Source organism: Acinetobacter sp. WCHAc060042 (assembly GCF_003231195.1).
GTDB lineage: Bacteria > Pseudomonadota > Gammaproteobacteria > Pseudomonadales > Moraxellaceae > Acinetobacter.
In genome coordinates this window covers 37691-50023 of record NZ_QKVN01000012.1, presented here as the reverse complement: position 1 = coordinate 50023, position 12333 = coordinate 37691, and the positions used below count along the sequence as shown (strand labels likewise).

General features: G+C 42.7%; 11 protein-coding genes. 4 read left to right on the top strand and 7 right to left on the bottom strand.

Going from position 1 to position 12333, the window contains the following annotated elements; genetic code table 11:
- Nucleotides 1-130: 130 nt before the first annotated feature.
- From ftsA to DPG01_RS07090, 7 genes are all read right to left on the bottom strand, one after another.
- Nucleotides 131-1393: a cell division protein FtsA gene (ftsA, locus tag DPG01_RS07120; protein ID WP_086210263.1), complete on the bottom strand. Its 1263-nt coding sequence runs from the start codon at nt 1391-1393 to the stop codon at nt 131-133.
- A 66-nt stretch (nt 1394-1459) separates the two neighbouring features.
- The gene (locus DPG01_RS07115; protein ID WP_086210264.1) at nt 1460-2314 is read right to left on the bottom strand and encodes a cell division protein FtsQ/DivIB; all 855 of its coding nucleotides are present in this window, start codon (nt 2312-2314) and stop codon (nt 1460-1462) included.
- Nucleotides 2315-3244: a D-alanine--D-alanine ligase gene (locus DPG01_RS07110; protein WP_086210265.1), complete on the bottom strand. Its 930-nt coding sequence runs from the start codon at nt 3242-3244 to the stop codon at nt 2315-2317.
- 56 nt (nt 3245-3300) lie between these two features.
- The gene (gene murC, locus DPG01_RS07105) at nt 3301-4749 is read right to left on the bottom strand and encodes a UDP-N-acetylmuramate--L-alanine ligase (protein WP_086210266.1); all 1449 of its coding nucleotides are present in this window, start codon (nt 4747-4749) and stop codon (nt 3301-3303) included.
- A 12-nt stretch (nt 4750-4761) separates the two neighbouring features.
- Entirely contained in the window at nt 4762-5859 is a 1098-nt protein-coding gene (gene murG, locus DPG01_RS07100; RefSeq protein ID WP_110974620.1) for an undecaprenyldiphospho-muramoylpentapeptide beta-N-acetylglucosaminyltransferase, read from the bottom strand.
- A 481-nt stretch (nt 5860-6340) separates the two neighbouring features.
- Complete coding sequence (gene gshB / locus DPG01_RS07095) at nt 6341-7285, bottom strand: glutathione synthase (RefSeq protein WP_086210268.1); 945 nt, start codon at nt 7283-7285, stop codon at nt 6341-6343.
- Between the two features lie 216 nt (nt 7286-7501).
- Nucleotides 7502-7984, bottom strand: a complete 483-nt coding sequence (locus DPG01_RS07090) for a glutathione peroxidase (RefSeq protein WP_086210269.1) — start codon at nt 7982-7984, stop codon at nt 7502-7504.
- 176 nt (nt 7985-8160) lie between these two features.
- On the opposite strand from DPG01_RS07090, the gene DPG01_RS07085 reads away from it, so the two are divergent.
- The 4 genes from DPG01_RS07085 (at nt 8161) to DPG01_RS07070 (ending at nt 12304) form a co-directional block, all read left to right on the top strand.
- The gene (locus DPG01_RS07085; protein WP_110974619.1) at nt 8161-8613 is read left to right on the top strand and encodes a MarR family winged helix-turn-helix transcriptional regulator; all 453 of its coding nucleotides are present in this window, start codon (nt 8161-8163) and stop codon (nt 8611-8613) included.
- Nucleotides 8613-8810 carry a DUF3565 domain-containing protein gene (locus DPG01_RS07080; protein ID WP_110974618.1) on the top strand — a complete coding sequence of 66 codons (198 nt, stop codon included), beginning with the start codon at nt 8613-8615 and terminating at the stop codon, nt 8808-8810. The genes DPG01_RS07085 and DPG01_RS07080 overlap by 1 nt, the downstream gene beginning before the upstream one ends.
- Nucleotides 8811-9008: 198 nt before the next feature.
- Nucleotides 9009-11255: a TonB-dependent receptor gene (locus DPG01_RS07075; protein ID WP_110974617.1), complete on the top strand. Its 2247-nt coding sequence runs from the start codon at nt 9009-9011 to the stop codon at nt 11253-11255.
- Nucleotides 11256-11443: 188 nt separating this feature from the next.
- Nucleotides 11444-12304 carry a methylated-DNA--[protein]-cysteine S-methyltransferase gene (locus DPG01_RS07070; protein ID WP_110974616.1) on the top strand — a complete coding sequence of 287 codons (861 nt, stop codon included), beginning with the start codon at nt 11444-11446 and terminating at the stop codon, nt 12302-12304.
- The last annotated feature ends 29 nt before the right edge of the window (nt 12305-12333 follow it).

Sequence of the window (12333 nt, the reverse complement as noted above, 5' to 3'; positions counted from 1 at the left end):
CACTTAAGCCCGTATACTGCCTTGATCTTAATAAACAAAATTGCTTTTAAGCATGCTGTGCAAGCCATAGCTTGTCAAGTTTAAGCGATGCGTTGTACAACTTCTTAACAATATTCCAAAAAAATTCAACTTAAAAAACAGATTTCAGCTTGTCATTGAGTCCAGACCAAGCACGCCCAACGCGTTTGAATAGCGATAGTTTTTCTGTATCTTCAGGCTCAACAATCGTTTCTTGTGTTTCACTTTGACTAAACATCAACAAACCCGCTGCTGTGGCATACTGCGAACGACGTAATGCTGCAATATTTTGCTCGTCTGCTGTCACATGCACAGGCGGATTACCCAAATGTGCTGATACGCCCAACATACGACGTGCCAACGTCACCATGCCTTCAATTTGGTTGGCATCACCGGTTAGGACCACACCATGATACAAACCATGGATTGCACCATTCCGCTCAAGTTCTTGGCGTACTTGACCTAAGATTTCCTCATAACGTGCAACCACAATCTCAGTCAACTCAATACGGCTAATCGTTTGCGGACCATCAATCCCTTGAATCTGAATCATATGGTCTGGTTTAACCGATTTAATATCAACACAACCATAGAGTAGTTTAATTCGTTCCGCTTCTTCAGTGGTTGTTTGTAACACAGCAGCAATATCTCGGGTGACATGCTCACCACCACGCTGTAAAGTATGCGTCAGTGCTAAACGCCCATCTAAATACACCGCAATGTTGGTGGTACCTGCACCAATATCCACTAAACAGACGCCATACTCTTTTTCATCTTTGAGCAGACTTGCTTCTGCCGTTGCCAAACAAGATACGACCAACTTTTCCACCCCGATATTGGCACCTTTAAGTGCGCGATCAAGGTTTTGCATAGTACTAATTGGTAACATCATCAGTTGATAATGACCAATCATACTATGTGCAGACATACGTATTGGGTTCTGTACCCATTCTGGTGAGTCATCTAGCTCAAAGCCCAACGGAACCGCACTGACCAGATAATGATCCGAGGTCATGTGGCTAGCTTTGGCCAACTCTAATGCACGAACCACTTCACTTGTTGTAATTGTATGATCAGTATTTTCAACTGGTGTTCGTCCCGACGCATAAAAGCTCTTTAACTCTGCACTGGGAATAGATACCCATGCGGAATGGACACGGCATTCGGCCATATCTTCTGCTTCTTGCACGGCATTTTTTATTGCTGTAATGACTTTATCAAGACTTACAATTTTTCCTTTATTCATGCCTCGGTTACGAGCAGTTGCCATTCCTATCACTTGGATATTATCTGGCGCATGTACCTTACCAATCAAAACTGAAACTTTGTGCGTCCCAATGTCAATCGCAACAACTGAGGGAACCGCTTCATTCATTATTTACTACTACCATCACATGTTTGTTTAATTTATGGCTTTATGCCTCTGTTTTAAAGCCAAGTATTATGGCTTTGCTGCCACTCCACCTGCAATGCTTGTGTCATCAATCGTTACAACAAAATGACCATTTGCTATCTTTGGTGCAGCAGTATTCTTCCATTGAATGGCTAAGCCATTCCGATAACGCAAATCAATAGCGGATACTTTGTCCCAAACTGGCTTCAAATCACTTTGAGCCAAATAACTCAAGCGTTGCAGTTTACTCATGGTTTGATCCTGATCTACGATAACACGTAAACCCGAATCGAACTGCATAAACCAAGTCATCCGCTCCGTTAAATATAATTCTTTTAAACGCAGGTTGACTGGTTGGAATAACTGATTAATTTCATTATAACGGCGCATCATCATTTTTGATTGACTGATTGGGCCATGCAATAACGGTAAATTTTGATTATTTTTCGGTGTCACTTCGCTAAACACATCACCACTATCACTTAAGAGACGCCCTGTCCCCCAACGTGCAATAGCATGCTTTGGCATGACACGAACGCGAATCGCATTCGGCCACGCACGCGAAACCACCACACGATCAATCCAAGCCAACTCTAAAGTTCGATCGCGAATGTCTTCTAAATCTGAGGTGAAATAGTTATGGGTGATGGTCGGTGACACATGCCCCATGACCTGACTCTTTTCCGCGTCAGAACGCACGCCAACCACATCGAGTTCAGCCACACGTGCATCTGTCATGACTTGATATAAGCCATAAATACCAACCAACAAGACCGCTATTGCAACCACCAACATCACCCAACCACCAAAATTCGCAAGCTTTTCCTTACGCGTTGGTGGTTTATCGTGTATCGACGTAATCGCTGCGCGTTTGCGGCGCATAGAAGCTGGTAATTGCGCCATTTAGTGAGTCGCACCTGTCAGTGTTTGCTCTAAAATTTGCACACAAAGCGCATCGAAGCTGTAACCCACTGCATTTGCCGCTTTCGGCACCAAAGAGTGACTGGTCATACCTGGTACAGTATTCACTTCAAGGAGCCAAAAGTTGCCTTGCTCATCTTGCATCGCATCAATACGGCCCCAACCACTTGCACCTACCGCTTGGAATGCACGGAGGCAAAGCGCTTGCAACTTTTGCTCTTCTTCAATGCTTAAACCGCACGGAATTCCGTATTCCACATCATTACGTTGATATTTTGCTTCATAGTCATAAAACGCCACATCCGCAGGCGGTTGCAGGCGAATCACAGGCAACGGTTGACCGTTTAAGAATGAAATGGTGAACTCACGTCCCGTAATCCATTTTTCAGCCATCACCACAGCATCGTGTTGCGTCGCTTTGGCAATTGCAGCCGCCAAATCTTCTGCTTTTTCAACCTTACTCATGCCAACACTTGAGCCTTCATGTACTGGCTTAATAATCAACGGAAGCCCCAAGCTCGCCACCACTTCAGCCAAATCTGACTCTTGGCTAATAATGCGATAAGGTGCTGTAGGTAAGTCTGAACCCTGCCAAACTTGCTTGGTTTTCACTTTATCCATTCCGATTGCAGAACCTTGCACACCAGTTCCCGTATATGGAATATTCAACCACTCCAAGACGCCTTGAATTTGACCATCTTCTCCACCGCGACCATGCAACACAATAAACGCACGATCATACCCCACCAATTCGGTCACACTACGTTCTTGCGGGTCAAAAGCTTCAGCATTCACGCCCGAACGAACCAATGCGTCAAGTACAGCAGTACCACTATCTAGAGAAACCTCACGCTCAGCAGATTTACCACCAAGCAACACAGCAACTTTGCCGAATTTTGAAGCATTTGACACGTTGATATCCTTAAACTTTATAACTGTTTTATTGATTGAGTAATCACAAAGCGTGATTATTTTAAATACAAATGATTGTTTGCCAGCTCAATCGAGATAGCACCCACATTACCTGCGCCTTGCGTCAATAACAAGTCATCTGCTTGTAACACTTTTTTCAAGGCATGTTGCAGATTACCTTCAACGGGATCAATCAAGATCGGCTCTACATCGCCACGTAAGCGAATACTACGTGCCAGTGAACGACTATCTGCACCGACAATCGGTTTTTCACCCGCAGGATAGACCTCAAGCAGCAACAACTGATCGACATGTGACAGTACATCCACAAAGTCATCGAAACAGTCACGAGTACGGCTAAAACGGTGCGGTTGGAACATCATCACTAAACGACGGTCTGGATGGCTTGCACGTGCAGCTTTAATGGTCGCTTCGACTTCTTTTGGATGGTGACCATAGTCATCCACCAATTTCACATTGCCACCTTCAATGTCAAATTCACCCTGTACTTGGAAACGACGACCCACACCGCTGAAACTTTCCAACGCACGAGCAATCGCAGCATCAGATACACCTTCATCGGTCGCAATCCCAATCGCTGCTAGTGCATTTAAAATATTATGCAAACCTGGCAAATTGATGGTTAAACGCAAAGGCTCACGATCTTTACGCAAGACGGTAAAGTGCGACTGCATACCTTCTTGTTCAATATCAACGGCACGAATGTCATTGTCTTCATTAAAACCATAGGTGATCAATGGACGACCAATACGTGGCATGATTTCACGAATGTTGGCATCATCGCCACACACCACAGCCAAGCCGTAAAATGGAAGTTTTTGTAAGAACTGTACAAAAGTATCTTTTAAAACATCGAAGCTACCGCCGTAAGTGTCCATGTGGTCTGCATCAATGTTGGTCACGATGGTGGCCATCGGTTGCAAATGCAGGAATGAAGCATCTGATTCATCCGCTTCAGCCACGATAAAACGACTCGCACCGAGCGCAGCATTCACACCAGTACGGTTCAATAAACCACCAATCACATAGGTTGGATCAAGGTTTTCTTCTGCCAACATACAAGTGACTAGGCTTGTGGTCGTGGTTTTACCATGCGTTCCCGCAACAGCAATCCCATGACGGTAACGCATCAGCTCACCCAGCATTTCTGCACGGCGGACCACTGGTGTACGGGTTTCAAGTGCTGCTTTGATTTCAGGGTTTTCAGCATCAATCGCAGTTGACACCACAATCACGTTGGCACCTTGAATATTTTCAGCCGTATGACCGATATAAACTTTGATGCCATTTTCTTCAAGCTGTGCTGTTGTCTTTGACGCCTTGATATCCGAACCTGAGACTTTATAGCCTTGGTTCTTGAGCACTTCTGCAATACCACACATGCCCGCACCACCAATTCCAATAAAATGGATGTGCTTAATACGACGCATTTCTGGCACTTTAATAAGTTTTTTTGCTTGATCAGCAGGTGTAGATGGTGACATAAAATACTCGGTTTACAATGCTTGAATTAAACGAACCACTTGTTGGGTTGCATCGGGTTGTGCTTGCTGACGTGCTTTCACTGCCATTTCAGACAATAACTGACGGTTCATCAAGGGTAATAATAATTCTTTTAAACTTTCGGACGTCATACTTGCTTGTGGGCAAATTTTGGCTGCACCGATATTGGCTAAAAACTTTGCATTGGCCGTTTGGTGATCATCCACTGCACTCGGCAGCGGAACAAACACTGCAGCCACACCAGCAGTGGCAATCTCAGTCACGGTTAACGCCCCAGCACGGCAAATAATTAAGTCAGCATCGCTATAGGCTTGAGCCATATCTTCAATAAAAGGTTGAACCTCAACTTGAAGCTGTTCAGGTGCATCGGCATAGCGCGCTTGCGTCGCCTCTGCATGGTTTTGACCACACTGATGATAAACGCTTAAAGGCACATTGAGTTGCTTCAAGGCTTCAGGAATACGTTCATTTAACGCTTGTGCGCCCAACGAACCGCCAACAATTAAGATACGCAGTGGCACGCCAGCTTTTTGACGCTCTTGATAGCGCCAAGACGGATTTAAAATTTCCGTAATTTCTTTGCGGACTGGATTACCCGTGGTCACAATTTTATTGTGTACAGCAAAGGTATTTGGAAAAGCTTGACATACTGTTTTTGCAATACGTGATAGCTGCGTATTGGTAAAACCCGCAATCGCATTTTGCTCATGAATAATCACTGGAATACCCAGTGCACGCGCAGCCAATCCACCCGGCCCAGCAACATAGCCCCCAAAGCCTGCAACCGCATCGACTTTGAGCTGCTTCATATAGCGCATTGCGCTTAAAGTGGCTTTTAAAATTTTAAAGGGTGCCAATACTTTGCGGACTAAGCCATTGCCACGCACACCTTGAATGTCAATTTGATAAATCGGGATATCGTGATTTTTAAGTAGGCGATTTTCCATACCTGTAGGCGTAGCAAGCCATGAGACTTGGCAGCCTTGTTGCTGTAATTCCTTAGCCACAGCAAGTGCTGGAAAAACATGTCCACCCGTTCCGGCAGCCATCATCATTACATGTTTCGGCTTTGTTTGTGTTGCTTCGGTCACAGTCTAATTCTTCAATTCTAAAATATGGAAACAAAATTCAATTTTAAGCGATCAATTGTAATCACAAACGCATAACCGCGAAAGATTATTTACTTTTTTTCAACAGGCATTTGATTGTTTTTTTCTACTGATTTTCGAGTTTAAACTAGATTTGTTATCAGATATACATTTTTACTCAAACTACCACACACATTTAAGCTCGACAGCACCATGTTTTATATCTAAAAATAAAACATTGAAGATGATTTTAATCAATTATTTAATATAACTCTAAAAGAATGGGAACCTCATTTTTAGCAAATAGAAATACCCTCTGAGCTGAAACATTTGAACAGAATGAAAATTTGTAATGCCATGTAGCACTGTGTGATTTATCTTCAACCCAATTTATACACTTTGCGGTAAGCCATGTCCTTATTTCAAAACTTCCCTATTCATTGAAATAAAAAAGGAACCTTTTCAGGTTCCTCTTTCTGTCGATTTAGCTGGCTTTACCTGCTTCCAAGACATCAAATAAAGTATCGGCAATCGAAGTACCAAATTGTGCATCAATCTCACGAATACAGGTTGGGCTAGTCACATTAATTTCGGTCACATAGTTGCCAATCACATCGAGTCCAACAAAAACCAAACCTTTTTCACGTAAGAAGGGTCCCACTTTCGCGGCAATCGCCTTATCATTTTCAGTCAAGGGACGGGCTTGACCCAAACCACCTGCAGCCAAGTTCCCACGCACTTCACCGTTTTGCGGAATACGCGCCAAACAGTAGGGAATCGGTTCACCATTGATCAGCAAGATGCGTTTATCTCCTTCAACAATTTCAGGAATATACCGCTGCGCCATAATCGGACGTGTACCCATTTCAGTCAGCATTTCTAGAGTTGAGCCGATGTTCACACCATCTTGATATAAGCGGAAAATTCCCATGCCACCCATACCATCAAGAGGCTTCACAATCACATCACCATGTTCTTTGATAAATTCACGGATCAGGCTTTGTTGTGAAGTCACCAATGTAGGAACTTGAAGTTCAGGGAACTGCGTAGCAAACAGTTTTTCATTACAATCGCGTAAAGACTGTGGTTTATTGATAATCCACGCGCCTTCACGTTCCGCTTGTTCCAAAATATAAGTGGTATACACAAAGTTCATGTCGAACGGTGGATCTTTACGCATCAAGATCACATCGTAATCCGCCAAGGACTCTTTTTGTGGTTCGCCCAAATCATAATAATGATCGTAATCTTCAAACACTTTTAAGGGAGAAATCAGACCAAAGGCTTTGCCTTGGTCGATATATAAATCGTGTTGTAATGCATAACCCAGCTCGTGCCCGCGACGGCTTGCTGCCCATAACATTGCCATCGTAGAATCTTTTTTCAGATTCACCGTTTCAATCGGGTCCATCACTACCAGTACACGCATAAGTCTCACGCTCATATTTTTAAAACTTGGCAAAAAGTATAGCGAAGTTTTCAGCTTTGGGCACAACAAGTTGTGTATTAATTAAATATTAAAAAATCTATTTTATTCAATTAGCTACAATACATTAGCATTATTAAATAAATTCAAAGTGCTTACTTGGTGGAAAGAAACAGTAAATCTACTGCTATTTCCACCTTCCTCGCAAATGGCTTCAACTTAAGCCAAAAGGCGTTGAATATCCTGAGCAATTTTTTCAGGTTTAACGATCGGCGCATAACGTTTCACCACCTGCCCTTTTTGATTAATCAGAAACTTGGTGAAATTCCATTTGATCCTTTGGCTGCCTAAAATGCCTTTCGCCTCAGACGTTAAATACTGATACAGCGGATGCGCAGTAGGACCATTCACATCAACCTTAGCAAACATCGGGAAAGAAACCCCATAATTACGCTGACAAAAACTGCCGATCTCTTCATTACTCGCAGGGTCTTGCTGCGCAAATTGGTTACATGGAAAACCTAAAACTAAAAGACCTTGTTGTTGGTAGTCCTGATATAACTGTTCCAAACCTTCAAATTGTGGGGTTAAACCACATTGGCTCGCGGTATTCACCACCAATAAAACTTTGCCCTGATAGTCGGCTAGATTTTTTTGCTCGCCTTCCAGCAGCTCGGCCTGAAAATCATAAATTGTCGTCATTACATCTCTTCCATTCATCAAAATATCATTCGTTAAAGTCGCTTCAAGGGTTGACCTATAGCGGCAAACAATATTGCACACAATTAACTTGTGTGCAAGTTTATTACACGCAATATACTTCCAGCTCCATTTCATTTATACTGTTTTCTAACTACCAATCCTCAAGGACATGCAACATGGCTGACACCCCACTTTTAGAAAACCGCGTGTGTTTTGCCATGTATTCCGCAACCAATGCCATGGTCCGTCAATACCGCCCACGCCTACAAGCCTATGATCTGACCTATCCGCAGTTTATTGTTTTATTGGCTCTATATGAGCAGGACAATGTGACGCTGACTGAAATTGGACAAAAAACTTTTTTTGACTCAGGCACCTTAACCCCCATTATTAAGAAGCTAGAAGAAAAACAATTTTTAAAGCGTGTCGCAGTCAAGGAGGATGAACGTATGAAAAAAGTCGTACTTCTGGAAAAAGCACTCCTAGCTAAAGACAAAATTATGGTGATTCCATTTGAACTGGCATGTTCTTTAGGTCTAGATCCTCATGATTTGGTGACTATCCATCAACTGTGTCAGCGTTTTTTAAATGGTTTGGAACAGACCCAACACGCCGGTCGAGATGCTTAATGCAACAAGCCATTATTGGTTTTCATCTCGATGAAGAACATCATTGGGTAGCTGAGCTTGCCTGCGGTCACACACAGCATGTCCGCCATACGCCACCATGGCAAAACCGCCCGTGGGTACTAACTGAGCACGGACGCCAAGAAAAAATCGGCGTTCTTTTAAACTGTAAGAAATGTCTGGAAAATCCTGTTCAATAACGCTTTTCCAATGTCCTTCTGATTTTAAATTTATTACATATCAACTAATTAAAATAATTAAACAGCACCTTTAGCCATTCTTTTAAACCCAATCCAATTATGTAGGAAAAATGAATTTTCCACGAAGTCTTGTTCATTTTTAGTAAATGATTATAATTCTCACTTTTATTACCCATTTAATCTCTCTGAGCCTTCCCCATGACCAAACTTCAAGCCTACCCACTCCGTGGCTCCGCTCTATTCAAATATAGCTTACTCAGCTTTATGATTTTAAGTGCACATGCAGCCTATGCAGATGAATCAACACTACAAAATAATGAGAACCCACCCTCTCAAGCGATGACAAACAAATCGGGCACAGCAGCAGTTCTACCCACCTTAAAAATTGAGGCAATGAGTGAACTTGATCCAATCAAAAGCTATGTCGATTATGATCAGGCCAATGTCACCCGTAATGGTCTAAAGAAAAAAGACATCCCTCAAACCATTGACACCATTGATGTACAGAAATATAAAATCTACGGCTCTAATGATCTCAGTGTCATGCTACAAGGTACACCAGGGGTTTCAACTAACTACGATATGCGCGGTGATGGCATCACCCTCCGTGGCTTCTCTGCCGATTCGGGTGATATTTACCGTGATGGGATTCGTGAAAGTGGTCAAGTCCGCCGTAGCACAGCCAATATTGAACGGATCGAAATTTTAAAAGGCCCTGCCTCGGTGTTATATGGTCGTAGTGCGGGCGGTGGTGTAGTCAACATGGTCAGTAAATACGCCAATTTTGACTCGAAAAGCTCAGTCGGTACCTATGTTGGCTCATATGACACTTATGGCGCGACAGCAGATATTAACCAAGTATTAAATGACAATTGGGCTGTCCGTTTAACAGGTGAATACGGCGAAGCAGATAGTTTCCGTTCAGGCATCGACAGTAAAATTGAGATGATCTCGCCAAGTTTCACGTATAAAAATGATGAGGAAACCCTCACGTGGACCACACAATATACCTATGACAAATTAGGGCGAGTACCTGACCGTGGTCCAAGTTATAGTATCTTGCCTAGTGGAACATCCATTAAAACAGGCTTTGCACAAAATGGCGATTATGTCGACGATGTATTACAAGTCATTCGCTCAGATTTAAGCTATGAATTTGCGCCAAATTGGATTTTCCATTGGGCTGCAAGCTATAGACAAGCAGAACAAAATTTTGATCATTTTTATTTAGGTGGATACTGTGCAACAGCGACTACTGTAATCCGTAATGCAGGTACATGCCAAGGTCATGTAGGTGACATCTCTCAAATTTATTATTGGCAACAAACAGACAATAAAACTACCAGCAACACCTTTGATATTAAAGGTGAATTCAATACAGGATCAATTAAACACAATCTTGTATTCGGCAGTGACTGGAGCTATGAACAACGAGAACCACGTTTAGCCAATACCAACCAAAACGGTTCTGCAATTTATGGTTATGTAGACCCAATCACAGGTGAGCGCCAATCTAGTCGTGGTACAGGCCCACTTAAAATCAGTCAACACAATTATAATCAAGGCACAAGTTTAGGCTTCTTTGCCCAAGACCTAATCAGCTTGAATGAACAATTCAAAATCATGCTTGGTATGCGCTACGACAGCTATGATTTTTCTACCACCAATAAACTACCAAATGTCGCTGCAGATAAACGTAAACGATCTATTAATGATGATTCATTTAGCCCAAATGTCGGCGTAGTCTGGCAACCGAATGAACATCAAAGTCTGTATGCATCATACAGCAAAAGTTTTGCGCCCTTTGGCGGCTCTATGGGTGTCAATCCAATTTCATCAGCAAGCCAAGATATGAACATCTTTAATGCTGAGCCACAATATAACGAACAATACGAAATGGGAGTCAAAAGTGATTGGTTCGATGAACGCCTCAATACCCAGTTCTCTATTTATGACATTCGTAAAAAGAATATCCGTTACCGTCCAGACCCAGATGTTCCAGACGTATGGGCTGTGGGTGGCGAACATCAATCTAAAGGTCTAGAGTTTAGTTTTATTGGTCGCGTATTAGATAATCTTTTTGTCCGTGGTGGTTATGGTTACACCGATGCTCAAGTCAAAAAGGACAAAGAAAAGCCTGAAAATGTAGGAAATACTCTTTCTAATACCTCTAAAAATACAGGTAACCTGTTTGTGCGCTACTTACCTACCGAAAAGCTCTATGGTGAAGTTGGTGTAACGTATGTTGGCTCTTACTATCCGAACATCAATAACTTGACCAAGATGGATGGTTTCAATCGTGTCGATGCCGCGATTGGTTATAGTGCTGATCCATGGAACCTAACCTTAGCTGTCAGCAACCTGACCAATAAAGAATACTGGCGTTCAGACTCTATGCCAGGTACACCACGTAGCTTCTTGATGCGTTTAAACTACCAGTTCTAAACTGCCTTAAATAAAGTTTTAACTCAAACGGAACAGGTCACTGTTCCGTTTTTTTATGCTTGCCGAAGGACGACTGAGCCAATCCATACAAACTTTGAGCCTTTTGTTATAAAGCGCAAGAAACGGATTTTCAGGCCTCACTCGATTTGTTACTGTTTTCTTAAGTTAAATGATTTCCGTGAGTCATCATGACAGAACATACCAACTACACACGTGTGGCAAGGGCGATTGAATACATTGAACAAAACTTCAAACAGCAGCCCAGTTTGACCGAAATTGCAGAACACGTACATTTAAGTCCTACACATTTTCAACGCATATTTACCGAATGGGCAGGCGTCAGTCCAAAGAAATTTCTGCAATATATTAGTGTGGAATATGCCAAGTCTGTTTTGAAAAATCACACAGAACATAATATTTTTGCAGCAACCTTTGACACGGGCCTTTCTAGTACCAGCAGATTGCATGATTTATTTGTTCAAATCGAAGGTATGACTCCCGCAGAATACAAACATGGCGGTGAAGCACTCCACATTCAGTATAGCTTTGCCGAAACCATTTTTGGTTCAGTCATGATTGCCTCAACCCCTAAAGGCATTTGCCATATGGCCTTTACCGAAACAAATCAAGATGCATTGATCTATCTAAAAACACAGTTCCCACGCGCGACATTTATTGAAGATCAGGATGAATTACAACATAAAGCGCTCGCAATTTTTCAGCAAGATCAAAACAGCCTATCAGAGATTAAACTGCACCTGAAAGGCACTGACTTTCAGCTCAAGGTTTGGCAAAGTCTGCTTAAAATCCCCATGGGACGGCTCAGCAGTTATGCACATATTGCCCAAGAGATTGGGCAAGAGCGTGCCTCGCGAGCGGTCGGATCAGCAATTGGTAGCAATCCTGTTGCCTTTTTAATTCCCTGTCATCGGGTCATTCTGTCTTCAGGGCAACGTGGTGGCTATATGTGGGGAACAACACGTAAAACTGCGATGATTGGCTGGGAAGGTGCGCATAGCCAAACATCAACCGAAAAAGAGAGCGAATAAGAAAGGAAGCAGTAGCTTCCTTTTTTTAT